The sequence below is a fragment of the Sphingobium phenoxybenzoativorans genome (genome assembly GCF_001757355.1).
Lineage (GTDB): Bacteria > Pseudomonadota > Alphaproteobacteria > Sphingomonadales > Sphingomonadaceae > Sphingobium > Sphingobium phenoxybenzoativorans.
In genome coordinates this window covers 46504-72319 of the sequence record NZ_MINO01000013.1, presented here as the reverse complement: position 1 = coordinate 72319, position 25816 = coordinate 46504, and the positions used below count along the sequence as shown (strand labels likewise).

Sequence of the window (25816 nt, the reverse complement as noted above, 5' to 3'; positions counted from 1 at the left end):
TCGCCGCATAGGAGAGAATAATGGCCGATATTCAAACCACCAGCGCGGCGCAGCCGCCAGTCATTATTCGCCGTTCAGACTATCGCGTACCCGATTGGCTGGTGCCGGAAATCGCGCTCGACTTCACGCTGGACGCGCAAAGCAGCGGCGTGCGCGCCCGCCTCTCGGTCACCCGCAATGGCGCGCATGATCGCCCGCTGCGCCTTGACGGCGACGGGCTTGTCCCGCGCGAGGTGCTGGTTGACGGACGCGCGCTGAATGCGGCGGATTATGCGCTGGAGGATGGCGCGCTGGTTGTGCCACTGACGGGCGACAAACATGTCGTGGAAACCCTGGTGGATATCTCGCCAGCCGCAAACACGCAGTTGATGGGCCTGTACGCCTCCGGCGGGTTGCTGTGCACACAGTGCGAGGCGGAGGGTTTCCGGCGGATCACCTTCTTCCCTGACAGGCCCGATGTTCTCAGCCGCTATCATGTGCGGATGGAGGCCGACCGGAAACTTTATCCAGTGCTGCTCGCCAACGGCGATCCGGTTGGCGCGGGCGAATTGGAGGGGGGCAGGCACTGGGCGGAATGGAACGACCCCTTCCCCAAGCCCTGCTATCTGTTCGCCATGGTTGCGGGCGACCTGGCCTGCAACGCCGACAGCTTCATAACCCTGTCCGGCCGGGAAGTGAAACTCGGCATCTGGGTCAAGGAAAACGACCTTCCCCGCACTGGTCACGCCATGACGGCGCTTAAACATTCGATGGCCTGGGACGAGAAGGTCTATGGCCGCGAATATGATCTGGACGTGTTCAACATCGTCGCCGTCGCCGATTTCAATTTCGGCGCGATGGAGAATAAGGGCCTCAACATCTTCAATTCCCGCTACATCCTCGCCGACCCGGACACCGCGACGGACATGGACTTCGACGCGGTCGAGGGCGTTGTCGCGCATGAATATTTTCACAACTGGTCGGGCAACCGCGTTACCTGCCGCGACTGGTTCCAGCTTTCGCTGAAAGAAGGCTTCACCGTATTCCGCGATCAGAGCTTTTCGGCCGACATGGGCTCCCCTCCGGTCAAGCGGATCGAGGATGTCCGCGCCCTGCGCGCGGCGCAGTTCCAGGAGGATGCCGGTCCGCTCGCGCATCCCGTACGGCCGGAATCCTATATGGAGATCGGCAATTTCTACACCGCGACCATCTACAATAAGGGCGCCGAGCTGATCCGCATGATGGCGCTGATGCTGGGCGAAGCGCGTTTCCGCCGGGGCACTGACCTCTATTTCGACCGGCATGACGGCCAGGCGGCGACCTGCGAGGATTTCGTGCGGGCGATGGAGGATGGCGGGGACATCGACCTGCGCCAGTTCCGGCTATGGTATGAGCAGGCCGGCACGCCGCGGGTCAAGGCGCTGCTGGCGCATAATCATGCGAGTGGCGAGGCGCGGCTTATCCTGCGCCAGACGATCCCGGCCACGCCCGGCCAGCCCGTCAAGCAGCCGATGGCCATTCCCATCCGCATCGCTTTGTTCGACCGGGCGAGCGGCAAGCATGGCGGCGATACGTTGCTCACGCTTACCCAGGCGGAGCAGGAATTTGCCTTTACCGGCTTCGACACGCCGCCGATCCTGTCCATAAATCGCGGCTTTTCCGCGCCGATCATTGTCGAGACCGAACGCAGCCAGGATGAACTGGCGTTCCTGTCGGCGCATGATGACGATCCATTCGCCCGCTATGAGGCGATGCAGCAATTGATGGTGAACACGCTGGTCGGCGATGTCGCCGGGCACCCGCTGGACGATGCGCCAGTGATCGCCGCGATCCGCGACACGGCAAATGACAGCGCCCTGGACGCGGCCTTCATTGCGGAGGCGATCAGGCTGCCCAGCGAATCCTATCTGGGTGATCAGATGGCGATCGTTGACCCGGATGCGATCCATGCCGCGCGCGACCGGTTGCAGGCGAAGATCGGCAAGGCGCTTGAGCCTCTCTGGCGGGATATTCACGCGCGGACGGAGGCCAATGGCTTCTCCCTGTCTCCACAGGCGCGCGGCGCGCGCAAGCTGCGCAATGCGGCGCTTGCCTATCTGGCCGGATCGGGCGCGGCGGATGCAGACGATCTGGCCTTTGACCAGTTCGACCGCGCCGACAATATGACTGAGCGGCAGGCGGCGCTCGCGGTGCTGAGCAACAGCAGCGGCGAGAAGCGCGAAATCGCGCTGGACGTGTTTTACAATCGCTATTCGGGGGATGCGCTCGTCCTCGACAAATGGTTCCAGACGCAGGCGCTGGCCTTCCATCCCGATATCGTCGCCCATGTGAAGGAACTGGCGCAGCATAAGTCCTTCACCCTGACCAACCCCAACCGGGTTCGCTCACTTTATGGCGCGTTCGCCGCCAATCAGTGGGCGTTCAACCACAAATCGGGCGAGGGCTATCGCATGGTCGCCGACCTGATCATCGCGCTCGACCCGATCAATCCGCAGACGGCCGCGCGGCTGGTGCCGCCGCTCGGACGCTGGCGGCGGTTCGATGTCGAGCGGGGGGAAATGATGCAGAATGCGCTGAAGCGGATTCTCGCCCAGCCTGGCTTGTCAAAGGATGTGACCGAACAGGCGAGCAAGAGCCTCGCCTGAACGCTTATCCGTTCAACCCTGCCGTGACCCAGGCCGCGACCTCCGCCGCGACCTTGTTCGCGGCCTGATTGAGCGGACCGCCAACAGATCCGCCCTCAATATTCGAAACCGGCACGCTGGCGGAAAAGCGCTTCTTGCTGATCGACCGGCCGTCGGGCGCGGCCAGGGTCGCGTCATAGGTCACGATAGCCATCCGGGATTGCGCATCGACCCCGAAATCGACAAGCTCTCCCAACAGGCGACGCCCCGGATCGGCGGAATATTGGCCGGGATCCAGCACAATGGTCGTGCCCGATGCGCTGATCGTTTCCGACAGCAGGCTGCGGAAAAGATGCCGGGGCGTGTCCACCCACTGCACCTTCTGGATATAGGCGACGGAGGTCGGGCTTACCTGAACCGGTATGCGGACGGTATCCAGCTTCTTGGGCGCTTCCGGCTCCACCACCGTAACGCTGACGCCCGAACCGCCGCTGCGAACCGTGCCCGGTGCGACTTTCTGTTCGGCGCTGAGCGACAGGAGCATCGAGGGGGCCTTGCCGCCGAAGGATACGCAGCCGGGCAGCGTCAATGCAGCGGCAGGCAGAAGCATGGCGATCAGCAGGCGGGCAGGTAAGATGACAGTGTTCCTCATGGCTTCATGCCTCTCTGCTCAGGGTTTGTAGTCGGGCAGCTTCGGCGCCCCGATAATCGAGCCGGCGCCCTGCTGATCAAGCTTCTCCGAAATGGCGCGGAAGGACCGCGACATTTCGCGCAGGTCGCGGATCAACAATCCGACCTCCGGCATGGTCTGCTTGGAAAAGACCTGAACGCCCGGCTTCGCCTCAGCGATCACGCCGTTCAGCGTCTGGATACTGGCGTCCGCCGACTGGATCGACTTGCGCAGATCCGCCATCAGCGGCCTGCCCTCCTGATCCAGAAGGGCGTTGGTCGTGGCGGACAGCTTGCCGATCTCCTCGGCCGCGATGCCGGCCTTCTGCACGGCAAGCCGCGTTTCGGCGAGCGTCTTTTCAATCTCAGGACTCTGGTTCGCCAAAGCCCCGGTCACCGTGTCGAGATGCCCCAATATGCCGGAGATGTGCGCCTGGTTCTTATCGCTGAGCAATTCGGTCAACCGCTCGGTCAACGTCGACAGGCGCTCCAGAAGCTGCGGCGCATTGTTCAGCAATTCGCCCAGCGCACCCGGCTTGGTCGGAATGACCGGCACGCCATCGGGGCAGGCGCCGGTGATATTCTCCGCCGGGCAGACGATCGGCGGCGCGCCCTTTACGGCTCCGTCCAGAACGATTTCCGACACGCCGGTAAAGCCGACTCCTGCAATCGTCGCGGTCGTCCCCTGCAGGATCGGCGTCCCTTCCTTCACGGCGATGCGAACCTTCACGAAACTGGGGTCGCGTTTCCAAAGCTCGATGTCTTTCACCTGCCCGGAAGGCACGCCCGAATAGTTGACGCTGGACCCTTTGGCGAGGCCGTTGACCGACTGCTTGAAATAGATGTCGTACAGCGCATCCTCGCCGCCCGCGATGCGGGAGAACCAGAATGCGGCGATCATGACGGCCGCGAGGAGCACCAGCACCACGCTGCCCACCAGGATGTTGTTGGACCGTGTTTCCATCGCTTCCCTACTGCCTTCCCGGCGCGTCGCCGTCCAGTTTCCGCTTGCCTGACACCGTCGCGTTCCCCTTCGCCTTTGCACGCTGCTGTGCATCGGTCGCCGCCCGGCCACGCGGGCCGTTGAAATATTCCTGTATCCAGGGATGGTCGGTGGCCAGCAGTTCGTCGATTGTCCCGACGGCGATCACCTGCTTGTCCGCCAGCACGGCAACCCGGTCGCAAATCGAATAGAGCGTATCCAGGTCATGCGTGATCAGAAATACTGTCAGCCCAAGCACCTGCTGCAGCTTGCGCGTCTGTTCGTCGAACGCCGCCGCGCCGATGGGGTCGAGACCGGCGGTCGGCTCATCCAGGAACAGAAGATCGGGGTCGATCGCCAGCGCGCGCGCCAGCCCCGCCCGCTTGCGCATGCCGCCCGACAGCTCGGACGGATATTTGGGACCGGCTTCGGCGGGAAGGCCAGTCATGTGAATCTTGTACGCGGCGATCTCGTCCCGCAATTGCGATCCGATATTCGGATAATATTCGCGCAGCGGCACCTCGACATTTTCGGCGACGGTCAGGGTGGAAAAAAGCGCGCCGCCCTGAAACAGCACGCCCCAGCGCTTGCGGACGGCGACGGCTTCTGCCTCGTTCCGGTCAACCATGGATTCGCCGAAAACCTCGACCGTTCCCTCATCCGGGATCTGCAGGCCGATAATGGAGCGCATCAGCACCGACTTGCCCGTGCCCGAACCGCCGACCACGCCAAGGATTTCGCCCTTGCGCACGTCGAGGTCGAGATTTTCATGCACGACCTGACTGCCGAAACTGTTTTTCAGGCCACGCACCCGGATGGCGAACTTCGCCTTCTCGACGGCCTCGTCGACGCGCGCCTGCTCTGCGGCATTGGCTTCTTCCTCAGCGGTCAATTCCAGCCTACCCAGGTGAAGAATACCGCAAAGAATGCATCGATAACGATGACAAGGAAGATCGCCTGCACCACTGCCGAGGTTGTGCGCAGACCGACTTCCTCCGCATTCGCCTTCACCTGCAAGCCCTGAAAGCAGCCGGAGATGGCGATGATGAGGCCAAATACCGGCGCCTTGATCAGCCCAACCCAAAGGTCGGTGATCGGCACCACTTCGCGGAGGCGCTGGATGAACGTGATCGGCGGAATGTCGAGCGACACCGCGCACAGGAAGCCGCCGCCGATGATCGCGACGATGGACGAATAGAAACCCAGCAAGGGCATCATCACCACGGCCGCGGTCACCCGCGGCATCACCAGCGCCTCCATCGGCGACACGCCGATGGTCCGCATGGCGTCGATTTCCTCGGTCAGCTTCATGGTGCCCAATTGCGCTGCGAATGCCGATCCGGATCGGCCGGCAACCATGATCGCCGTCATCAGCACGCCCAGTTCACGGAATGTCAGGCGGCCGACCAGATTGATCGTCAGCACCTCCATGCCGAACTGGCGAAGCTGCACGGAGCCTTGCTGCGCAATGACGATACCGATCAGGAAACTCATCAGGCCGATGATCGCGAGCGCTGATACGCCGACCACCTCAAAGCGCTGAACAACGGCATTGACGCGAATACGGCGGGGGTGCCGGATCAGCGTCCAGGCCGTCACCAATGTCGCGCCGAAAAACCCCAGAAGGCCAAGCAGCGTCTGCCCGGCCGTGATCGTCGCGTCGCCAATTTCGCCAAGCACGCGCTGAAAGGGCGGCGTCCTGTCGGGGCGGATGGCGACAGGTTCGTCGACCTTGTTCACTTCCTCGATCAGGCGGGTGGCGTCATCGCTTGCGCCCTCGATCCGGGCGTCCACGCGGGCAACGAACCTGTGGATGGTCCATGCGCCAATGGTGTCGATATGATCGACGTCGGACATGTCCAGCGTCTTTACCGGCCCCTCAATCGCATCGAGCCGGCTTGGCAATTCACCCAGACAACTGACCGACAGATTGCCGGACAGGCGGAGCACGGCGCCATTATCGCCCGTCTCCTCGCTAAGTTCTGCCGGTCGGTTCATGCGGGGAATTTAGTGGTCCATTATCTGTTGCGCGGCAAGCCGAAACGGCCCAACCACGAGATAGAACGATAGACGGTGATAAAGGTTTCGGAAACGGCATGACGGAAAAGCTGGCGCTCTACGACATGGACAGGACCGTGACGTTCGTCGGAACCTATACCGGCTTTCTGGTCCATATCGCTCTTGCCCTTTCCCCTTGGCGGCTGGTGATGGTGGTGTTCGTGCCGTTCGTCATGCTGGCCTATATTCTGAAGCTGATTGACCGGGTGAAGTTGAAGGAGATCAACCAGGCGCTGATGATCGGATCGCGCGTGGACCGGACAAAGCTGGCGCCCTGCCTTGAAAGCTATGCCGAAAAGGTGATGCAGGGGAATATCCGTGGCGAGGCGAAGGCGCGGATCGCGGCGGACAAGGCGGAGGGCTATACGCTGGTCCTCGCGACTGCTTCCTTCCGTCTTTATGTCGAGCCGATCGCACGGCGGCTGGGCTTTGACGCGGTGATCGCGACCGATCACCTGATCCAGGACCTCCCCTATCTGCGCGCCAAGATTTCAGGCGAGAATTGCTATGACACCGGCAAGCTGCGGATGATCCAGGCATGGATGGCGGCGCGGGGGATGGAGCGCACGGACACGCATATCCGCGCCTATTCCGACCATGTGTCGGACGCGCCGATGCTGGAGTTCGCGGACGAGGCTTTTGCAGCAAACCCGCACAAGCCGCTGGCAAAGCTGGCGCTTGCGCGGGGGTGGTCGAGGGTGGATTGGGATTGAGGGTATGTAACCCTCATCCCGTTCGGGCTGAGCTTGTCGAAGCCCTGCCCTTCCTCGCAAGAAAGGACAGTCCTTCGACAAGCTCAGTACGAACGGTTTATGATTGTGATGTCTAGCTAGTTACCCAATCGCCGCCAACGCCTGCTCAAAATCGGCAATCAGGTCATCCGCATCCTCGCACCCTATTGAGATGCGAACCATATTGTCGCCGATCGCCAGCGCCTTCTTGCGCTCCGCTGGAACGGACAGGTGCGTCATCGCCGCCGGATGGCTGGCGAGCGTTTCCGTCCCGCCAAGACTCACCGCCAGCTTTGCGATCTTCAATGCGTCAAGGAAAGCGAAGCTCTCCGTCTCTCCACCCTTCAGGTAGAGCGAGAAGGTTGACCCCGCGCCGGTACAGTGCCGGTCATAAATATCCTGCTGCCGCGCATTTTCCGGGAAGCCGAGATAGACGACCTTTTCCACCTGCGGCTGGCCGCGGAGCCAGGCGCAGACCTTCGCAGCATTTTCGCCCGCGCGGGTCATACGCAGCTCCAGCGTCTCCAGACTGCGCAGCAACATCCAGGCGCTATGCGGGTCCAGGATGGTGCCGATGGTGTTGCGCATCAGGCGGATACGGTCGACCAGCGCCTTCGACCCCAGCACGCCGCCCGCCACCAGATCGCTATGCCCGCCCGCATATTTGGTGAGGGAATAGATTACGAGGTCCGCGCCGTGCGCCAGCGGCTTATGCCACAGCGGGCCGAGGAACGTATTGTCGATCAGGACCGGCGGGCTGTCCGTCCCCTCCCCGAACAGCGCATCGCGGCGAGCGACGACCGCCTCCACATCGACAAGGACGTTGGTAGGGTTTGCGGGGCTTTCCAGATAGATCATGGCGACCCGGCCGATGCCTTTCGCCTTCTCGATCACCGCGCCGATCTCCTCCTCCGTCGCGCCGGCGGGAAAGTCGAGCCAGGATACGCCGAACTTGCCCAATATCTTGCCGATCAGCCCTTCCGTCGCGGCATAGAGCGGCGCGGAATGGACAATGACGTCACCCGGCTGGACGAGCGCGATAAGGGCGGTGGCGATGGCTGACATGCCGCTCGAAAACAGCAGCGCATCCTCCGCATCCTCCCAGACGGCGAGGCGATCCTCGGCAATCTCCTGATTGGGACCGTTGAAGCGGGAATAGACCAGCCCTTCCGATCCGCCGGGGCGGATGCCCGTCACGCCCTCAAAATGCCGCTTGCCTGCCGCCGCGCTCTCGAACGCAAAGGTGGAGGTGAGGAAGATGGGCGGCTTCAGCGCGCCTTCCGACAGCGCCGGATCATAGCCGTGGCCCATCATCAGCGTGGCGGGTTTCAGCTTGCGCCCGCCAATCTCCATGATGTCCGGTTTCGGGCGGCGGCGCGGGGTCGTGCCGGTCAGGTCGGCTTCATTATTGTCAGTCATGGCTATCCTCATCTGTGCGCCCGCTGGGGCGCATCTCATGAGGACAAGCTAAGGGTGATGCCTCAGCCGGACAAGCCGATCAGCGATATCTGCCGCCCATAACCCTCCTCCCCCCGCAGGCAGGACCGGCGGTAACTGAAGAAGCGTTCGGGCTGGCTGCAGGTATCCTCTCCCAGCGCCTCGACGCGCTGGACGCCAGCGGCGGCAAGGCGGTGGGTGACATAAGCCTCTATGTCGAACATGCGATGCCCCTCGCGCCCGGCGAGGAAGAAGCGTTCATTGTCCGGGTCGGCATCTTCAAAGCGCAGAGCGAAATCCTCGCCCACCTCATAGGAGGCACGGCCGATGCAGGGACCGATGGCGCAGGCGATGTTTGCGCGATCCGCGCCCAGCGCTTCCATCGCTTCAAGCGTGCGGTCGGTAACCCCGTTGATCGCGCCTTTCCACCCTGCATGCGCAGCGCCGACAACGCCTGCGGATATGTCGGCGAACAGCACCGGCACGCAGTCGGCGGTCAGGATACCGAGCAACAGGCCGGGGCGATCGGTGACCAGCGCATCGGCAGCCGGACGTTCATCTTCGCCAACCGGCGCTGTTAGGGTTACAACGTCGGGCGAATGCACCTGCCGCACGGTGACAAGCATGCTGCCGGGCAGCACTGCATCACGAGCGATGTCGCGATTGCGCAGGATGGCGTCGCGATCATCGTCCGATCCCAGGCCGACATTGAGTCCGGCATAGAGCCCCGTCGACACGCCGCCGATCCGGCCGAGGAAGCCGTGCGGAACGCCATCGAGAGCGCGGGCCTTCAACAGTTCAACCAATGCCTTCCCCTGTCATCACCCTGCACGCTTCATCTTCACCAATAGCTCATCCAGAGCGGACAGGAAGCGCGAACGGTCCGCCTTTGAGAAAGGCGGCGGACCGCCGATGGCCGATCCGTCCGCGCGCAGGTCCGCCATGATCGCGCGGGTGGCGATTGCGTTGCCGATCGAGCTGGTGGTGAAGGGTTTGCCGTTGGACCCGAGCACCTTCGCCCCGGCCTTCAGGCAACGATCGGCGAGCAGGATGTCGGCTGTGACGACCACGGCATCGCCTGCCGCCTGTTCCGCGATCCAGTCGTCGGCGGCGTCAAAACTGTCGCTGACCACGACCCGGCCAATCAGCGGATGCTGCGGCACGCGGATCGGGCTGTTGCTGACGATGGTGACGGGCACCTCGTGTCGAAAGGCGACCTTGTAGATCTCCTCCTTCACGGGGCAGGCGTCAGCGTCGACTAGGATGCGGGGCATGATGGGCTCCGAGTTTAGCCTCCAACCGTTCGCCCTGAGCGAAGTCGAAGGGCTTGACCGAGCTTGGCGAGGTCCCTCACTGCGTTCGGGCTAGCACTTCGACAAGCTCAGTGCGAACGGTTATGGATATGCTTTTATCCCGGCCGGTTGTTCCGAGGCTTGCCCGCAAACGGCTTGACGCCGCCGGGTTTGCCCTTGAACGGCCGCCCACCGCCGGGCTTGCCGCCGCCCGGGCCGCCGAAGGGCTTGGCGCCCAGCGTTTTGCGCCCCGCAGGCTTGGCGTCATAGCGCTTGGGCGGCGGACCGTCATTGGCGCGACGGTCATTGCGGCGATTATGCTTCGCCTCATCGCGCGGCGTGCCCTGGATCGGTTCAATGGCGATCAGCCCCTCGCCATCCGGGTCATCCGCCACGGTGCGCTTCACCGCGTCCATGAAGCGCGCGGCGACCTGACGAGGCACCTCGAACAGCGTTTCCGACTGAGCGAGGCGGATCGCGCCAATCTCGCTACGCGTGATGTGGCCGCGGCGGCAGAGCAGCGGCAATATCCAGCGCGGATCGGCATTGTCGCGGCGACCGATATTCATGCGGAACCAGACGGTATCCTCAAAACCAGGACGCGGCCCATCCCGGCGGGGGGCGGCGCTGGCTTCCAGCATTTCCTCCGGCGCCGGCATGCTAGCGCGGTGCGCGCGGACGAGCGCGGCGGCGATCTCCTCCGGGCTGCGCTCGGTCAGCAGACGCTGCGCCAGCGCGCGATCCTCGTCATCCACCTCGACAGGCTCCAGCAGAGCAGCCATCAGACGCTCACGATCGTTGCGGCGAATATCGTCCGCCGTGGGCGGCTGAATCCATTCGGCATTGATCTTCGCGCCGCGCAGCATGGACTCGACGCGTTTCCGGCGAGGATAGGGAACCAGCAGCACGGCCGTCCCCTTCTTGCCTGCGCGGCCGGTGCGGCCGGAGCGATGCTGCAGCGTTTCGGCATCGCGCGGCAACTCAACATGGACGACAAGGCTGAGGGTCGGCAGATCGATGCCGCGCGCCGCGACATCGGTGGCGACGCAGACGCGGGCGCGACGGTCGCGCAGAGCCTGGAGCGCGGCGTTGCGCTCATTCTGGCTATGCTCGCCGGACAGGGCAACAGCTTGGAAACCACGCTCGGTAAGGCCGGCATGCAGGTGGCGGACATTGTCGCGGGTGGCGCAGAACAGGATCGCGGTCTCCGCTTCATGAAAGCGGAGCAGGTTGACGACGGCATTTTCGATGTCGGCGGGCGCGACCGTTACCGCCTGGTAGCTGATATCGCCATGGCCCCGGTCTTCGCCGACCGTAGAGATGCGCAGCGCATCCTGCTGGTAACGCTTGGCCAGCGCCACGATCGGCTTGGGCATGGTCGCGGAGAATAGCAACGTGCGCCGCCCCTCCGGCGTCGCATCCAATATTTCCTCAAGATCCTCGCGAAAGCCCATGTCGAGCATTTCGTCGGCCTCATCGAGCACGGCCGCGCGCAGTTCCGACAGGTCGAGCGCGCCGCGCTCCAGATGGTCGCGCAGGCGGCCGGGCGTGCCGACGACGATCTGCGCGCCCTGCGCCAGATTGCGGCGCTCCTTGGAAGCATCCATGCCGCCGACGCAGGTGGCGATGCGCGCGCCGGTCGGGCCATAGAGCCAGATCAACTCCCGGCTGACCTGCAAGGCCAGTTCGCGGGTCGGCGCGATGATGATCGCCAGCGGCAGGCGGGTCGGCATTGCGAACCCCTCCGCATTGAGCAATTCGCCGGATAAAGCGAGGCCGAAAGCGACGGTCTTGCCCGACCCGGTCTGGGCGGAAACGATAAGGTCGCGGCCGATGGCTTCCGGTTCCAGCACGGCGGCCTGAACCGGTGTGGGCGCGGCATAACCACGGGCGGAAAGCGCTTCGGACAGAAGCGTGGGGAGGCTGTTAAAAGACATGAACTCTCAATGATATGGCTGCTCGTGAGCAGCGGGCGGCGAACCACATGGTCCGCGCGATGCGGCCCCTTAGACCATTTCTGCGCAAAACCCTAGCATTATGCGCAGACACAGGAAGATGGTTCAGGGCATCGTTCCGGCAAGCGCCAGTATGACACCCATTGCGATGAGGAGCAGGCCCGACACTTCGCTGCCCCGCATCTTCTCCCGCAGGTAGAAATGCGAGAAAGCGAGGGTGAAGATCACCTCCACCTGCCCCACGATCCGCACCAGCGCGACAGGCGCTGTGGCGAACCCCGTGAACCAGCAGGCAGAACCGAGCGACGCCAAAAAGCCGACCTGACCGGACGAGCGCCAGGTGAGGAATATCCGCGAAACCTGTTCCCTCTCGCGCCAGAACAGCCAGACGCCCTGCATCACCGTCTGCATCGTAATGGTGCAGCACAGGACGATCAGCGCGGCCCGGATATGGTCGGGCGTGGCCACCTCCTGCGTCGCGCGCCGTATGCCGATGGCTGTCAGGGCGAAGAAAAGGCCCGAAGCGATTCCGCACAGGGCGGAGGGCTTGCCGAGCGCGCGCACGAAATCAGCCGGCTCCATTCGCTTGCCGCCGGTCGACAGGATCATCACGCCTGCAACGCCGCACAAGATGCCAACCCAGCTCAGCGCGCTCAGCGTTTCGCCAAGCAGCAGGAAGGAGAGGATCGCGCCCTGCACAGCCTCCGTCTTGGAATAGGCGGTGCCGACGACAAAGTTGCGATGATTGAACGCCATCAACAACAAATTCGTCGCGATAATCTGCGCAAGGCCGCCGGCGGCGCAAAAGAGCGGGAACAACCGCCCAAGCGCTGGGAAGGCGGAGGGCGCGAACGCCCATTGGTATAGGCCAAGCATCAGGAATGCGAAGGGCAAACCATATAGATAGCGCACCAGTCCCGCCGCATTGACGGACAGATTCTGGCTGACACGTTTCTGCAGCGCCGTCCGCCACGCCTGCACCGCCCCAGCGAACAGCGTGGCGGGCAGCCAGATGGGAGATGTGATCACCCGGCGGTCGCCCCGGCGTTATGCGCCTTCGAGCAGCTTTTCCTTCTTGATCTTGTCCCGCCAAACGAGAGGCGCGAGATGGTGGACGCTCTCACCCGCGCTATCCACCGCGACGGTGACGGGCATGTCCTGCACCTCAAACTCATAGATCGCCTCCATGCCGAGGTCATGGAAGCCGACGACCTTGCTGCCCTTGATCGCCTTCGCCACCAGATAGGCCGCGCCGCCGACCGCCATCAGATAGGCGGACTTATGGTCGCGGATCGCGTCAATCGCCATCGGGCCGCGCTCGGCCTTGCCGACCATGGCGAGGAGGTTCTGCTCCAGCATCATGCGTGTGAACTTGTCCATGCGCGTCGCGGTGGTGGGACCGGCGGGGCCGACCACTTCCTCACCCACCGGATCGACCGGGCCAACATAATAGATGACGCGCCCGGCGAACTCGACCGGCAGCGGCTCGCCCGCGTCCAGCATGTCCTTGATCCGCTTGTGCGCGGCATCGCGGCCGGTGAGCATCTTGCCGTTCAGCAGCAGGCGGTCGCCATGCTTCCAGCTCTGCACGACTTCCGGCGTCAGCGTGTCGAGATCGACGCGGATCGCCGCCTTGTCCGGCGTCCAGTTGACGTCCGGCCATTCGCTGAGCTTGGGCGCCTCCAGATAGGCGGGGCCGGAGCCGTCGAGCGTGAAATGGGCGTGGCGGGTGGCGGCGCAGTTGGGGATCATTGCGACCGGCTTGCCCGCCGCATGGCAGGGCGCGTCCATGATCTTGACGTCGAGAATGGTGGACAGACCGCCCAGACCCTGCGCGCCGATGCCGAGCGCGTTCACCTTGTCGAAAATCTCGATGCGCAGCTTCTCGATATCGTTCTGCGGACCGCGCTGCTTGAGCTGGCCCATATTGATCGGCTCCATCAGCGCCTTTTTGGCGAGGTGGACGCAATGTTCGGCCGTGCCGCCAATGCCGATGCCCAACATGCCGGGCGGGCACCAGCCTGCGCCCATCTGCGGGATCATCTCCAGCACCCAGTCAACGATCGAGTCGCTGGGGTTCATCATCTTGAACTTGGACTTGTTCTCCGACCCGCCGCCCTTGGCCGCGACATCGACAGTCACCTTGGAGCCCGGCACCATCTCGACATGCAGGACCGACGGCGTGTTATCCTTCGTATTGCGGCGGGTGAAGGCCGGGTCAGCAAGAACCGAGGCGCGCAGCTTGTTCTCCGGGTGGAGATAGGCGCGGCGCACGCCCTCATCGACGATCTCCTGAAGCGACTTGGACGTCACGTCCATGCGGCAGTCCATGCCCCATTTTACGAAGACGTTGACGATGCCGGTGTCCTGACAGATCGGGCGATGCCCCTCCGCGCACATGCGGCTGTTGGTCAGAATCTGCGCGATGGCGTCCTTGGCGGCGGGCGACTGTTCCGCCTCATAGGCCTCACCCAGCGCCCGGATATAGTCCATCGGGTGATAGTAGGAGATGAACTGAAGCGCGTCGGCGACGCTCTCGATCAGGTCGGCTTCCTTGATGACGGTCATAAGGCCGGAATCCCTCGCTCTGCTGCATGTGCGTTGGGCGGGGCTATACGCCTTTGAAACCGGCTGTCCAGATAGTGGAAGATATGGGGCGGGACAGAACCGGGCGCGCGTAACGGAATGGGACGTGCGCCTGATGCGTCGTGGAGATTAAAGGATATTATTTCAGCAAGCCGCCGCCTTTTGCAGACGCAACCAGACCATTCCAGCCAGAGAATGCGTCCCGCACCGCCTGACGTCCAAGGACGGGAAACCGCTTTGCTGGTCCGCGCTTCTTGGCGGCCTGATGAATGGAGCGCACCAGCCGCGCCTTCTCATCCACGATCCGGGACTTTTCAAGGCATGCGACCGCGCCCAGCTTCAGAGCGTCCGCATGCTGTTCAGCATTTCCCGAAATGACGACGATCCCGCGCACGGCCGATGTGAATTTCTCGATCAGGGGAAGCCCGGCGGCGTCGGGCAAATTGAGGTCGAGGGTAATGACATCAATTTGCTTCCCAGCAAGCGTGGCGGAAGCCTCCTCGAAGGACGCGGCTTCCGCCACGACTTCGATGCCGCGCTGATCGGCGAGGAGCAGCTTCACCATATGCCGGGCGACGGCGCAATCGTCGATTGTCATGACCCTTATCAACCGCATCTCGCCCCTTCCGCGTTACGATGGCGTTAACCATTGTGCGAATGCTGCGTTGCAAAAAAAGAGGCAATTAGACATTCGTCGTAAGGCAGACCGATCTGGATTTATTGATCTCGACTATTATGGTGCCGCCATGCGCACCGGTCTGAATTCATGGCTGTATATCAGCGAAAGCACCTTGAGTTTCGGCGAGACGCCTTCCGCAATAGAAGCAATCGTCAAAGTCTCGCGTTCGCGTAATGCGACACTGGACGTCACAGGAGCACTGCTCTTTTCCGGGACGCGGTTCGTGCAATTTCTGGAAGGGCCATTCGACAGCATTTCGGCGCTGCAAGCCAGCATCAGGAATGATGCGCGGCACAGGAATGTGACGACGTTAAGCGTCAGGGTTCTCAATGAAAGGCAGTTCGGCGGCTGGGCGCTCGCCTTTGAAGGCGAATCCGCTTTTGTCGAAAAGGTTCTGGATAAGGCGATGGCGCATCATCAGGCGGGGTCGCGTCAGGGCGTCGACAGCCTGCTCACCCTGTTAAAACGCTTTTCTTGACGGCTGCCCGCCACGGTCAGCGCACCACTTCACCGCCCTTCATGACATGATCGACATGTTCGAGCGCGCCGACATCCGCCAAAGGATCGGCGGCGACGGCAATCATATCGGCATAGCGGCCAGGCGCGATCGCTCCCACATCGGCGGACCACTCCAGCAGCTCCGCCGCTACCACCGTCGCCGCCTGGATCGCCTGCATCGGCGTCATGCCGTACCGGACCATATATTTGAACTGCCGGGCATTCAGGCCGTGCGGATAGACGCCGGCATCCGTGCCGAAGCTGATCTTCACGCCAGCCTTCACAGCCTTGCGGAATCCCTCTCGCTGCGCATCGGTGGTTTCCCGATTTTTGCGGAGATGATCCTCCGGCCACCCCTCTTTGGCGCCGATCTCATTGATATAGTCGCCATTATAGACATCCATGTCGAGAAACACGCCCTTGGCTTTTGCCAGAGCGATCCCCTCATCGTCGATCAGCGACGCATGTTCGATTGCGCGGACGCCTGCACGGATGGCGGCCTTGATACCTTCCGCCCCATGCGCATGGGCAGTAACCCAGCCGCCATTCGCCCTCGTGGCGTCAACGGCCGCGCGCATCTCCTCGTCCGTCAGTTCCTGCACGCCAGGTTCGGTTCCTTCCGCAAGAACCGCCCCGGTGGCGATCAGCTTGATCGAATTAACGCCATGCCGGAACAGATAATTGATCTTCAGCCGCGTATCATTGGCATTGGTAACGACACCCACGCGCATATCGTCGGGAATTTTCACGTCCGGGGCGAAACCAGTCACCTCACCGCCGCCGCCCGGAACGGTGATATAGGCGCCGACCACATTCATTCGCGGTCCCACTACGTCGCCCCGGTTGATCGCGTTGCGCAGCTCCACATCGCTGAACGCCCGGAAACAGCCCACATCATGCACCGTCGTAAAGCCCGCCATCAACGTGGCGCGCGCATTGCGGACGCCGACATAGGCGATTTCCTGCTGGCTGTGGAGCAACGGCTCCGCGACGTTGTTCGTCTGCCCCCAATCGGCAAGATGCGTGTGCATATCGATCAGACCGGGCAACACGGTAAAGGCGGACCAGTCGACAAGCTTCGCCCCTGCAGGCGGAGGCGCATAGGGCGTAACGGAAACGATACGGCCATCGTCAATACGGATAAGGCGGTCGGTCAGAACCTCTCCCTTTTCCGTGTCGACCATCCTGCCTGCCCGCACATACTGTGTTTCGGCAAAGGCGGGGCCGCAAACCAGGGCTACCGCCATCGCGGCCACAACGGCTTTTATGGGATATTTTGTCATGGCCGTTGCTCCATTCGCTCGCCTGCAGCACTCACCATACTGGTTAAACTATTGTCAGCAATGCGCTTTATCTGTTCGTCAATCCGATCCGGCTCTGACGGCGGTCATGGGTGTTACTATGAAAGGCCATGCCGCCTGCGACTGACGCTGCCGTCAGGCAGAGACTATACAGGCATTGGCGCGTTCAGATAGCTGTTCCGTTTCACCCGCCCGCCGCGCCCGGTCCAAACGCTGGCTGGCGTCAAGATCAGGAACGCAATCATCTATCCTTTCCTAAAGACCTTCACTTACGCATACGGCGCAAGCAGGGCGGCAATAGTGACCCAGTTTGCGACGTCGACCATCGTCTCATTGCTTTCGGCGCGCCGACATGGTTCTTGCGCACTATAAGGATACCAAAGATGACTCGGAAACCGGTCCGGCGCACAACGCCTTCCCCATCCGGCGTCAGCGACCATGGAGTTCCGCCAAATGGTGGGGATGGCAATATCGAACGACACCGCAGGCGGCGCGAAGCCGGAAGTGGCGGACATCGCCCGGCGGGCGGAGGCGATAGCATTGATGCTCGACGCCCTGGCCATGCTGGACAGCATGGGCGAACATCTGGCGGCATCGCATCTGAGCCTCGCGATCATCAGCCTTGGCGGGGAGCCGCCATTTCCTGAGTGACTGGCGCAGTTCCGCCGGAAATGCGGGCAAGATAGGCAGCCATATCGGCAAATGCCTGTGGCTCAATGTGGATGAAAAAGCGCCTGCGGTCTTCATGGTCGGCAGTGCGGCCGATCAATCCCGCGTCAGTCAGATGTTTGATCCAGCGCAGCGCCGTGCTGGAGGGCACCCGCGCGGCAACGCAGAGACTGCTGACGGACACCCGTTTCCTTTCGGCCGCGGCGACGAAAAGGTCGAGCAGGATATGCCAGGCCGGATCAGAGAAGGATGCGGGACCGAAAAACGCGCCCCGCAGATCGCTTTCCTTCAGCAACCGGCGCGCGACAAGCGCCAGATTGCTGCCCTCGCCATCTGTGAAGATTTTCGATCGCCGGTCGCCATCGCCGCCCTCGCGCGAGATGCTGTCCATATCGTCCAGCAAATTGCGCAGACGCGCTCTGGCCTGCGCAATTTGCGCGGGATTACCGATATCCACTTCATTATCCTTCTAAACTTTGGCGACCCGGCCTATGCGCGCCTGAGTTCGGCGCGACGGTCCAGCAATGTGCCGACCACCATCACGAACAGCATGGGTACGCCCCATATGCTGATCATCGCGTAATAGGCCTGACCGAGAACCACTGGCGACAGCATGATGGCGAGGTGCGCCGCAACCGTGTTGAGTTGAAACGCCGCACACCAGATCGGCCACCGCCTCGTGCTCAGGAGAGCTATGACCAGCAGGCCGATAAATACCATCAAATCCACCAGGAAAAGCACAGGGATGGCCTTGCCGTAGGATGGCATCAATTTGCTGAGCGCCCAGGACATGGGCCATGTCGACAGCAGGATGCCGCCGCCCCATCGTCCCGTCCGCCCGCCATAAAGGGCGGCGTAGAGGCACGAAACGACCACCGCGATGGTGAAAGCGATTGGGACGATCACGGCTTGACCGGACCATGATATGCCGAGCCGGTCAAGCCGAATTATCCCCTATGCCACAGCCTGCAGATGCGGTTCATTCACCTGGCTGTTCGGCGGGGGCAAGCATCCCCAGTCGGTTTCCGCCTGATTGGTCTGCATGCGTATGCCGGTCGCCGTGCGATGCGCGGTGATAAACTCCTCGCGGCTTTCGATCATGGTCGACGCGCATTTGTTGAGGCCGTTGAAAAGCTTCTGCCCCTTTTCGGGCGCAAGTCCGATGTCGCGGGCGGTTTCGATCATATTGGCGTTCAGCCGGAGGGTCTCGACGACGGCGGCGTCCAGATTTGCGTAGATAGTCTTGATCTGATCAGTCAGCGCCTTCCCACGGCGATAATCCAGGTGAAGTTCGCTCTTGGCCGAACGATTGGCCCGTTGGATCTGAGGCATGCAAATTCTCCCTCGCGCCGACGCATCGGCACGTCAAATGGATCGACGATGTGGTGGTCTGGATGGGTTTCGGATCAAGAAACCATGTAGTTGATCCAATACCCGGCGGCGACCAGAGCGCCGACAGAGCCGGCAGAGATCACCGCAACACGCAGTATTGCGAATATTTTCTGGTTGATGGTCAGGTCATGACGGTCTCCCCCTATGGGAGGGAGGAAAGGAACCGGCGATCGCCGTAATTCCTGTCCACCCTCGCCCCCAGCAGATGGGTCCATAATGGGGGAAAGGGGAGGTTCGGCAATGGGTGCCGCTTGGCTACCCGAAGTCTGGGGATGCGCATTTTCATAAGCCGCCAGCATTCGCGCGGCCTCACCCCGTGACGAAACGCGCAACGTCTTGATCGCTGCTTTCAAATGCTGGTCAACGGTGAGCGGTGAAATGCCCAACAGGCGAGCAATGCCCTTCGAGTTATGCCCGGAAACGACCAGACGCAGGCAGTCGCGCTGTCTCTCGGTGAGTTGCTCTATATCATCCACCCGCAGGCCGTAACAAATCCCGGCATCGAAATCGATCCGCTCATTGCGCCGTTGCGGCCGTTACGGACATGATGTTTTAAGGAGGAAATCACCATTCTCGCTGCTGCTTGACCGCTCATTAACCACGCACTAGCCTCGCTGTATCAACCGGTTCGAGGGGCGTAACGGGTATGATTCCATCCAAGCAGACAGGTGTCGCCAGCAAGCAGGCGGAACAGCTTTTCAGGGGGGTGGGCGCATGAGCATCACCCGCCGCGATTTCCTGAACCAGGTCGCCATCGCTGGCGGCTATGCCGCAACCTTTTCCGCCATGCAGGCTCTGGGCATGATCCCGCGCGCGGAAGCATCGACCCTGCCCTCAATGCCCGCCGATTTCGGCAAGGGGCGCAAAGTCGTCATTGCTGGCGGCGGAATAGCGGGCCTGACCGCTGCCTATGAACTGCGCAAGGCGGGATTCGAACCTATCGTGCTGGAGGCTGCGAAGCGCCCCGGCGGACGCAACTGGACAGCGCGCAAAGGCACGACGGTCGAATTCATCGACGGTACGAAACAGGAATGTTCGTGGGAGGAAGGGCATTATTTCAACATGGGCCCGGCCCGCCTGCCGTCCATCCACAAGCATGTGCTGGGATATTGTTCCGAACTGGGCGTCGAACTTGAAGTCGAGATCAACACATCCCGCTCCGCGCTGATGCAGTCGGCCGCGATGAATGGCGGCAAACCCGTTGAACAGCGCCGGGTGATGCATGACACGCGCGGGCATCTTGCGGAGTTGCTGGCCAAGGCCATTGATCAGCACACGCTGGACGACCTCATGACGCCGGAGGAGCTGAAGAAGCTGCGCTATTTGGTCAAGGGCTTCGGCGACCTTGACGCAGACATGAAATATAAGGGCACAGAGCGCGGTGGATATGCGGTCGCGCGCGGCGCTGGGCCGGTTCAGCAGAAATTCCACACGCCTATTCCTTTGTCGGAACTGCTTGAAGCCGACATGACCAAAGGGGAATTTTACGAGGAACATATTGATTGGCAGGCGACGATGTTCCAGCCGGTCGGCGGCATGGACCGCATCCCATACGCCTTTGCCGCATCGCTGGGCGATATCGTCCGCTATGAGTCCCCGGTGAGCGAGATCCGGAACACCGCCAGGGGTGTGGAGGTAACCTGCACACAGAGCGGCAAACCGGTGAAGCTGCACGCCGATTTCTGCATATGCACCATGCCCGCGCCGATCCTGAAAAGCGTAAAGGGCCTTTCTCGCCAGACGATCGCCGCCGCCACTGCGATCAAGGCGAATGCGCTTTACAAGGTGGCGTGGGAAGCGCCGCGTTTCTGGGAAAAGGAAAATAACATCTATGGCGGCATCTCTTTCCTGAAGGAGATGGTCGACCTGGTCTGGTATCCCAGCGCGAAGCTTTTCTCTGACAAGGGCGTAATCGTTGCCGGATTCAATCTTGAAAGAGAGGATGACGGTTCGCTCACTCCATTCGGGAAGCTCGACATGAACGGCAAGCTCGCGGAATCTCGCCGTTCGGTCGAAATTCTCCACCCCGGCCATGGCGGCGACCTGACAAAGCCGATCTACATCAACTGGGCGCAGATTCCATATCAGTTGGGCTGCGTTGGCCAGACCGATTTGCCCGGCACTGAGGGCGCCTACGCGCAGCTTAACGAACCGGACGGACGGGTCTGGTTCGCGGCGGACTGGCTAAGCCGCCTCACCGGATGGCAGGAGGGGGCCATTCTTTCGGCTCACCGCGCCATCGCCGGTATCGCTGGCCATGTGAAAGGAACCGCGGCGGCAGCATGATGCTGAGCCGCCCAAACCCGGCAAGGAGTTTTTGGGATGAAGAAGGCATATATTGTTGCAGCGGCACTGGCCGGCCAACTGGCGTTCGCGGGCCAAGCCTCAGCCGCGGGCATAGAACGCCACACCAATCCGCCGCCCGCGATCATCCTGGACGGCGTGACCATTCCACCCAATTCCGAAATCGTGATCCTCAGCGGCGCGATTGCTTCCCCCATCGAGGAGGGGAAAACCGACAGTTTTGAGGCGTTCGGCGATACGCACACCCAGGCCGTCAACACCTTCACCAAGATAAAGGCTTCGCTGGCGAAAATCGGCTATTCCATGTCCGACATCGTGAAGCTGACCGTGTTCGTCGCCGGGGACCCGAAACTGGGCGGCAAGATGGATTTTGCCGGGTTCAACGCCGCCTATAAGGAATTTTTCGGGACGCCCGAAAACCCCAACCTCGCCGCCCGCTCCACAGTTCAAGTGGCGGGGCTGGCTGGTCCCTATTTCCTCATCGAGATAGAGGCGATCGCTGCAAAGGCTCCCGAAGGGAAATAGTCTGCGGGCGAGAGTTGCGCCCAGAACATCAGGGAACATCGAGTAGCGGCGCACAATCGGCGCCGCTACCTTCATTTCATGTCCTAACCTACGCGGTTCGCCACCAGATTATCGACAACCGACGGATCAGCCAAAGTCGAGGTGTCGCCAAGCGCTTGCGGAGAGATTTCCCCCTCCGCAATTTTGCGCAATATCCGCCGCATTATCTTGCCGGAACGGGTTTTGGGCAAGCCGGGCGCGAACTGCACGACATCCGGCGTTGCGATTGGGCCAATTTCCGTACGAACCCATTTGATTAGCGCTTTGCGCAACTCCTCGCTCGGCTCCTCATTCGCATTCAGCGTCACATAGGCGTAAATGCCCTGCCCCTTAATGTCGTGCGGCATGCCGACCACAGCGGCCTCCGCGACAGTTTCATGAAGCACCAGCGCGCTTTCCACCTCGGCCGTGCCCATGCGATGGCCGGACACGTTGATGACATCATCGACCCGCCCGGTGATCCAGTAATAGCCGTCAGCATCGCGCCGCGCGCCGTCCCCGGTCGTATATTTGCCGGGGAAAGTCGAAAAATAGGTCTGGAAGAAGCGATCATGATCGCCATAGACCGTCCGCATCTGGCCCGGCCACGACCGGGCGATGACGAGGTTGCCCTCACAGGCGCCATCGAGGATCTTGCCATCGCCGTCCACGATCTGTGGTTCGACGCCCGGCATGGGCAATGTTGCGCTACCCGGCTTGAGATCGGTCGCGCCGGGCATCGGCGCGATCATCGCTGCGCCTGTCTCGGTCTGCCACCAGGTGTCGATGATCGGGCAGCGCCCCTCACCCACAACGCTATGATACCAGCGCCAGGCTTCGGGGTTGATCGGTTCGCCCACCGTGCCGAGCAGGCGGATCGAAGACCGGTCCACCGAGGTAACGAAATCATCGCCCTCTTTCATAAGCGCGCGCAGCACGGTCGGCGCGGTGAACACCGTATGCGCCTTGTGCCGTTCGGCGACTTGCCAGATACGGCTTGGCGTCGGCCAGTTCGGCAACCCTTCATACATCAACGTCGTCGCGCCATTCGCGAGCGGACCGTAAACGATATAGGAATGGCCCGTCACCCAGCCGATGTCGGCCGCGCACCAGTAGACGTCGCCCGGCCTGTAATCAAAACACAGCTCATGCGTCAGGCTAGCCCATAGCAGGTAACCGCCAGTCGTATGCAGGACGCCTTTCGGCTTACCGGTCGAACCGGACGTATACAGGATAAAGAGCGGGTCCTCGGCGGACATAGGTTCAGCGGGGCATTCAGAAGAAACCTTTGCGGTTTCTTCGTCAAGCCATAGGTCGCGGCCCGGCTCCATCACAATCGCGCCGCCGGTCGCCTTCACGACGATCACCTTCCGCACCGAATTGCAATGCTTCAGCGCCTCGTCGACATTGGTTTTCAGCGGAACCTTCTTGCCACCGCGCCGGCCTTCGTCGGCGGTGATAACGATATTGGAATCGCAATCCGTAATCCGGCCGGCAAGCGCTTCCGGCGAAAACCCGCCAAACACGACGCTGTGTATGGCGCCGATGCGCGCACAGGCGAGAAGCGCGAAGGCGGCTTCCGGAATCATCGGCATGTAGACGGTGACCCGGTCGCCCTTCTTCGCGCCCGCGCCTTTCAGCACATTGGCGAAACGGCAGACATTTTCATGAAGCTCGCGATAGGTGAAGATACGCGGCGTTTCGCTGGGATCATCCGGCTCCCAGATAATCGCAACGTCATCAGCGCGTGTCGCCAGATGCCGGTCGATGCAATTGGCGGACACGTTAAGCACGCCATCGGCGAACCATTTGACGCCGAAATCGCCCTCGGCAAAGCTGCTCTCATTCGCCCTGGACGGCGGCGTCACCCAATCGAGACGGCGCGCCTGCTCCAGCCAATAGCCCTCACCATCGTCAAGCGAACGGGCATGATCGGCAGCGCGGCGATCCTTCGTCATCGAAGTGCCAGAGGACCATTCTGCGGGCACTGGAAAAAGATCTTCGGACATTTGCTGCTGCTACTCCTGGCCTAATAAGAAAATCCAAAACCAATCCACAATGTGCGCGGCGTGCCCAGATCCATTGATCCTCCGACATTGCGCGTCACGACAGTCGCGTCGAAAAGATTCTCTCCCCGCGCCGTCAGGGTCATGCCATGACCGAGCGGCAGTTTTACAACAGCATCCATCGTGAATGCATCCGGCAATATGTCGGTCTGCAGGTCATCCTCATATTGCTTCGCCACATAGCGTAGCGTGGTTGAGAGAGACGGTCCTGTTTCCGATTGCCAGGCGATAGTCGCGCTGGCGGCATGGCGCGGGGTCTGTGACGGGCGGAGGCCGTTGAACAACTGCCCCGGCGCCTTCACGGTGCTGTGGCTGTAGGCATAGGAGCCCGACAGAGACAATGCTGGCGTCAGGTGCGCGTTCGCCGTCACCTCCACGCCCTTGGCGACGATGGCGTCGACATTCTCGCGGATGCGGGTGATAGCGTCGATCGTCCGGTTGGAGATAGCGTTGTCCAGCCGGTTATAGAAGGCGGTGACGCCAAGGCTCACACCCTTCACCGGCGTCAGGTCGACGCCGGCCTCCACGCCCTTCAACTTCTCCGGCACCAGCGCTGCGTTCGCCCGCGTTGTGATCGGAAAGACCGTGAACGGGCGGTAGAGTTCGTTGAGGGTCGGCAGCCGGAAGCCGGTATAGCCCGCACCGCGCAGCGCCACCGCATCGCTCAGCCGAAGCAGAGCGCCAGCGCGGCCGCTGAACTGCCAGTCGCTGCGGTCGGCATAGCGCGTATCGCCGGTGACGGTTCCGGCCGGGTTGCGCGTTTCGAAGAAGCCGTCAGTGATCGTCCATCGGTCGGCGCGCGCACCGCCGGTCAGGATCAGGCGGCCGATCGTCCAGTCATCCTCGACGAAGAAGCCGGTGGTGCTCTGCTTTCCGCCCGCATGGCGACGCGCCGTCACCGGATTGGCCGCGAGATTGGCGTTATAGGCGACCTCATACATATCGCCGTTCGACAGGCGCGTATCGACGCCCACCCGCAGGACATGCGCATCCCCGATGGGCGGCCGGATTTCAATCTTGCCGCCCAGACCCGTCGAAGGCGTGTTGCGCTGGTCGAGCGACTTACGGAAAGTTGACGAGCTGATGACGATGTTACTGAAATTACGCGCCTGGATATAGGCTAGGGCATCCACCTTCCACGGCCCACGCGCGACGAAGCGGATGCTGCCATCCTGGCCCTGGCTCATGCTGTCCGCGCCTGCGAAGCGCAGTGTACGGTCGTCATGAAAAACTAGACCTCGAAACTGAACCTCCATGTCGGGGGCGAGTGGCGCGACGGCGCGCAGGCCGACCGACCAGCCATCATAGGCAGCGGGCGCGGTGGCGGCGACGCGCTGATCGCGCGGTGTTGTCAGGAAGCCATCGCCGCGGTCCCACCGGCCCGACAGCGAGATGAAGCCGTTGCCGACATCGGGCGTGAAGCTTGCCGAAACTTCGGTCGCGTCCTTGCTGCCGTAGAAGGCGCTGCCGGATACCGTGGGAAGCTCCTCCCGCGTGGCGCTCGCCAGCTCGATCGATCCGGCAACCGCCCCGGCGCCGAATGCGCCGACACCACCACCGCGCGTCACCCGCACCATGGAAAGCCGGTCAGGGACCAACGCGCTGAACGGGATATAGCCGAAGAAAGGATCGGCCATCGGAACACCGTCCAGAATCACCAGGGTACGGCTGGACGCATTGCCTCCAAGGGCGCGCAAGGTCGCGCCCTGCGCCGACGGGTTGGCCGAACGGCTGTCCGAACGGCGAAACTGCTGGAAGCCCGCAACATCGCCCAGCACGCTTTCAATCCGGCCGGATGCGGAATTGGTCAATCGATCACGATCTATCGTCACTGACCCATAGGCGGGCGTGCCGGGGGGCAGAGGCAGGCCCTGGCCAAGCACCACGATGTCCGAGCTTGTATCGACCGGCTCCTGAGCCATTGCGGAGCAAGAAACGGCAAAGCCTGAAAACAGGCAGAGAATTGCTGGCAAACTATCGGCCGGTTTCATCATTATCCTTACTGCTCCTCCCCTGGCCCTCCCCCTTACGAACGAAGGCAGCGCCCGTCG

At 62.1% G+C, this 25816-nt stretch carries 24 protein-coding genes; 6 read left to right on the top strand and 18 right to left on the bottom strand.

Annotated elements, in window-relative coordinates; translation table 11 throughout:
• Positions 1-20: 20 nt before the first annotated feature.
• Complete coding sequence (pepN, locus tag BHQ40_RS09340; RefSeq protein WP_070155168.1) at positions 21-2624, top strand: aminopeptidase N; 2604 nt, start codon at positions 21-23, stop codon at positions 2622-2624.
• A 4-nt stretch (positions 2625-2628) separates the two neighbouring features.
• Here pepN and BHQ40_RS09335 read toward each other — a convergent pair whose 3' ends face one another.
• Genes BHQ40_RS09335 through BHQ40_RS09320 form a run of 4 tightly spaced genes read right to left on the bottom strand, consistent with a single transcriptional unit; the run spans position 2629 to position 6252 of the window.
• A complete protein-coding gene (locus BHQ40_RS09335; RefSeq protein WP_070155166.1) occupies positions 2629-3255 on the bottom strand; it encodes an ABC-type transport auxiliary lipoprotein family protein in 627 nt (208 codons plus the stop codon).
• Positions 3256-3273: 18 nt separating this feature from the next.
• The gene (locus tag BHQ40_RS09330) at positions 3274-4236 is read right to left on the bottom strand and encodes an MlaD family protein (protein ID WP_070155164.1); all 963 of its coding nucleotides are present in this window, start codon (positions 4234-4236) and stop codon (positions 3274-3276) included.
• A 7-nt stretch (positions 4237-4243) separates the two neighbouring features.
• Positions 4244-5146: an ABC transporter ATP-binding protein gene (locus BHQ40_RS09325; protein WP_070155161.1), complete on the bottom strand. Its 903-nt coding sequence runs from the start codon at positions 5144-5146 to the stop codon at positions 4244-4246.
• Positions 5143-6252: an MlaE family ABC transporter permease gene (locus tag BHQ40_RS09320; protein WP_070155159.1), complete on the bottom strand. Its 1110-nt coding sequence runs from the start codon at positions 6250-6252 to the stop codon at positions 5143-5145. Before BHQ40_RS09320 ends, BHQ40_RS09325 begins: the two co-directional genes overlap by 4 nt.
• Before the next feature lie 98 nt (positions 6253-6350).
• On the opposite strand from BHQ40_RS09320, the gene BHQ40_RS09315 reads away from it, so the two are divergent.
• Entirely contained in the window at positions 6351-7025 is a 675-nt protein-coding gene (locus tag BHQ40_RS09315; protein ID WP_070155157.1) for an HAD family hydrolase, read from the top strand.
• Between the two features lie 120 nt (positions 7026-7145).
• On the opposite strand, the gene BHQ40_RS09310 is transcribed toward BHQ40_RS09315, so the two are convergent.
• From BHQ40_RS09310 to BHQ40_RS09280, 7 genes are all read right to left on the bottom strand, one after another.
• The gene (locus tag BHQ40_RS09310) at positions 7146-8462 is read right to left on the bottom strand and encodes a cystathionine gamma-synthase family protein (RefSeq protein WP_070155155.1); all 1317 of its coding nucleotides are present in this window, start codon (positions 8460-8462) and stop codon (positions 7146-7148) included.
• Positions 8463-8524: 62 nt separating this feature from the next.
• Entirely contained in the window at positions 8525-9286 is a 762-nt protein-coding gene (gene pgeF / locus BHQ40_RS09305) for a peptidoglycan editing factor PgeF (RefSeq protein WP_070155153.1), read from the bottom strand.
• 15 nt (positions 9287-9301) lie between these two features.
• Positions 9302-9754 (bottom strand): YaiI/YqxD family protein, encoded by a 453-nt coding sequence (locus BHQ40_RS09300; RefSeq protein ID WP_070155151.1) that lies wholly within the window; start codon positions 9752-9754, stop codon positions 9302-9304.
• Positions 9755-9888: 134 nt separating this feature from the next.
• On the bottom strand, positions 9889-11709 hold the full coding sequence (locus tag BHQ40_RS09295) for a DEAD/DEAH box helicase (protein WP_070155149.1): 1821 nt from the start codon (positions 11707-11709) through the stop codon (positions 9889-9891).
• A gap of 123 nt (positions 11710-11832) precedes the next feature.
• A complete protein-coding gene (locus BHQ40_RS09290; RefSeq protein ID WP_070155147.1) occupies positions 11833-12756 on the bottom strand; it encodes a DMT family transporter in 924 nt (307 codons plus the stop codon).
• 18 nt (positions 12757-12774) lie between these two features.
• On the bottom strand, positions 12775-14295 hold the full coding sequence (locus BHQ40_RS09285; protein WP_070155145.1) for a fumarate hydratase: 1521 nt from the start codon (positions 14293-14295) through the stop codon (positions 12775-12777).
• Between the two features lie 157 nt (positions 14296-14452).
• Positions 14453-14911 carry a response regulator transcription factor gene (locus tag BHQ40_RS09280; protein WP_171905816.1) on the bottom strand — a complete coding sequence of 153 codons (459 nt, stop codon included), beginning with the start codon at positions 14909-14911 and terminating at the stop codon, positions 14453-14455.
• Here BHQ40_RS09280 and BHQ40_RS09275 point away from each other — a divergent pair.
• Positions 14910-15470 (top strand): BLUF domain-containing protein, encoded by a 561-nt coding sequence (locus tag BHQ40_RS09275; protein ID WP_083276814.1) that lies wholly within the window; start codon positions 14910-14912, stop codon positions 15468-15470. The two genes, BHQ40_RS09280 and BHQ40_RS09275, sit on opposite strands and share 2 nt — an antisense overlap.
• A gap of 16 nt (positions 15471-15486) precedes the next feature.
• Here BHQ40_RS09275 and BHQ40_RS09270 read toward each other — a convergent pair whose 3' ends face one another.
• Positions 15487-16773, bottom strand: a complete 1287-nt coding sequence (locus tag BHQ40_RS09270) for a Xaa-Pro dipeptidase (RefSeq protein WP_070155138.1) — start codon at positions 16771-16773, stop codon at positions 15487-15489.
• 471 nt (positions 16774-17244) lie between these two features.
• Between BHQ40_RS09270 and BHQ40_RS09265 the strand changes: the two genes are divergently transcribed.
• On the top strand, positions 17245-17442 hold the full coding sequence (locus BHQ40_RS09265; protein WP_070155136.1) for a hypothetical protein: 198 nt from the start codon (positions 17245-17247) through the stop codon (positions 17440-17442).
• On the opposite strand, the gene BHQ40_RS09260 is transcribed toward BHQ40_RS09265, so the two are convergent.
• The 4 genes from BHQ40_RS09260 to BHQ40_RS09245 all read right to left on the bottom strand — a co-directional run bounded on the left by BHQ40_RS09260 (position 17408) and on the right by BHQ40_RS09245 (position 19328).
• Positions 17408-17917: a MarR family transcriptional regulator gene (locus tag BHQ40_RS09260; RefSeq protein WP_070155135.1), complete on the bottom strand. Its 510-nt coding sequence runs from the start codon at positions 17915-17917 to the stop codon at positions 17408-17410. The genes BHQ40_RS09265 and BHQ40_RS09260 overlap by 35 nt on opposite strands.
• Positions 17918-17949: 32 nt before the next feature.
• Entirely contained in the window at positions 17950-18366 is a 417-nt protein-coding gene (locus BHQ40_RS09255) for a hypothetical protein (protein WP_070155134.1), read from the bottom strand.
• A 48-nt stretch (positions 18367-18414) separates the two neighbouring features.
• Complete coding sequence (locus tag BHQ40_RS09250) at positions 18415-18792, bottom strand: hypothetical protein (RefSeq protein WP_070155133.1); 378 nt, start codon at positions 18790-18792, stop codon at positions 18415-18417.
• A 74-nt stretch (positions 18793-18866) separates the two neighbouring features.
• Positions 18867-19328, bottom strand: a complete 462-nt coding sequence (locus tag BHQ40_RS09245) for a helix-turn-helix domain-containing protein (protein WP_070155132.1) — start codon at positions 19326-19328, stop codon at positions 18867-18869.
• Positions 19329-19566: 238 nt separating this feature from the next.
• On the opposite strand from BHQ40_RS09245, the gene BHQ40_RS09240 reads away from it, so the two are divergent.
• Together BHQ40_RS09240 and BHQ40_RS09235 are read left to right on the top strand one after the other, a co-directional pair.
• On the top strand, positions 19567-21138 hold the full coding sequence (locus BHQ40_RS09240; RefSeq protein WP_070155130.1) for a flavin monoamine oxidase family protein: 1572 nt from the start codon (positions 19567-19569) through the stop codon (positions 21136-21138).
• Between the two features lie 36 nt (positions 21139-21174).
• Positions 21175-21681, top strand: coding sequence for a RidA family protein (locus BHQ40_RS09235; RefSeq protein WP_070155128.1), 507 nt, complete (start codon positions 21175-21177; stop codon positions 21679-21681).
• 83 nt (positions 21682-21764) lie between these two features.
• Here BHQ40_RS09235 and acs read toward each other — a convergent pair whose 3' ends face one another.
• Entirely contained in the window at positions 21765-23708 is a 1944-nt protein-coding gene (acs, locus tag BHQ40_RS09230; RefSeq protein ID WP_070155126.1) for an acetate--CoA ligase, read from the bottom strand.
• Between the two features lie 20 nt (positions 23709-23728).
• Positions 23729-25687, bottom strand: coding sequence for a TonB-dependent receptor plug domain-containing protein (locus tag BHQ40_RS09225; RefSeq protein WP_070155123.1), 1959 nt, complete (start codon positions 25685-25687; stop codon positions 23729-23731).
• Positions 25688-25816 lie beyond the last annotated feature (129 nt).

Bases quoted from the DNA above. Each gene is read 5' to 3' on its own strand.
- BHQ40_RS09270 (WP_070155138.1), bottom strand. From the start codon at position 16,773: ATGACAAAATATCCCATAAAAGCCGTTGTGGCCGCGATGGCGGTAGCC.
- BHQ40_RS09250 (WP_070155133.1), bottom strand. From the start codon at position 18,792: ATGCCTCAGATCCAACGGGCCAATCGTTCGGCCAAGAGCGAACTTCAC.
- BHQ40_RS09295 (WP_070155149.1), bottom strand. From the start codon at position 11,709: ATGTCTTTTAACAGCCTCCCCACGCTTCTGTCCGAAGCGCTTTCCGCC.
- BHQ40_RS09235 (WP_070155128.1), top strand. From the start codon at position 21,175: ATGAAGAAGGCATATATTGTTGCAGCGGCACTGGCCGGCCAACTGGCG.
- BHQ40_RS09335 (WP_070155166.1), bottom strand. From the start codon at position 3,255: ATGAGGAACACTGTCATCTTACCTGCCCGCCTGCTGATCGCCATGCTT.
- BHQ40_RS09275 (WP_083276814.1), top strand. From the start codon at position 14,910: ATGACCCTTATCAACCGCATCTCGCCCCTTCCGCGTTACGATGGCGTT.
- acs (WP_070155126.1), bottom strand. From the start codon at position 23,708: ATGTCCGAAGATCTTTTTCCAGTGCCCGCAGAATGGTCCTCTGGCACT.
- BHQ40_RS09300 (WP_070155151.1), bottom strand. From the start codon at position 9,754: ATGCCCCGCATCCTAGTCGACGCTGACGCCTGCCCCGTGAAGGAGGAG.
- BHQ40_RS09330 (WP_070155164.1), bottom strand. From the start codon at position 4,236: ATGGAAACACGGTCCAACAACATCCTGGTGGGCAGCGTGGTGCTGGTG.
- BHQ40_RS09320 (WP_070155159.1), bottom strand. From the start codon at position 6,252: ATGAACCGACCGGCAGAACTTAGCGAGGAGACGGGCGATAATGGCGCC.
- BHQ40_RS09310 (WP_070155155.1), bottom strand. From the start codon at position 8,462: ATGACTGACAATAATGAAGCCGACCTGACCGGCACGACCCCGCGCCGC.
- BHQ40_RS09315 (WP_070155157.1), top strand. From the start codon at position 6,351: ATGACGGAAAAGCTGGCGCTCTACGACATGGACAGGACCGTGACGTTC.
- pepN (WP_070155168.1), top strand. From the start codon at position 21: ATGGCCGATATTCAAACCACCAGCGCGGCGCAGCCGCCAGTCATTATT.
- BHQ40_RS09240 (WP_070155130.1), top strand. From the start codon at position 19,567: ATGAGCATCACCCGCCGCGATTTCCTGAACCAGGTCGCCATCGCTGGC.
- BHQ40_RS09285 (WP_070155145.1), bottom strand. From the start codon at position 14,295: ATGACCGTCATCAAGGAAGCCGACCTGATCGAGAGCGTCGCCGACGCG.
- BHQ40_RS09265 (WP_070155136.1), top strand. From the start codon at position 17,245: ATGGTGGGGATGGCAATATCGAACGACACCGCAGGCGGCGCGAAGCCG.
- BHQ40_RS09280 (WP_171905816.1), bottom strand. From the start codon at position 14,911: ATGACAATCGACGATTGCGCCGTCGCCCGGCATATGGTGAAGCTGCTC.
- BHQ40_RS09225 (WP_070155123.1), bottom strand. From the start codon at position 25,687: ATGGCTCAGGAGCCGGTCGATACAAGCTCGGACATCGTGGTGCTTGGC.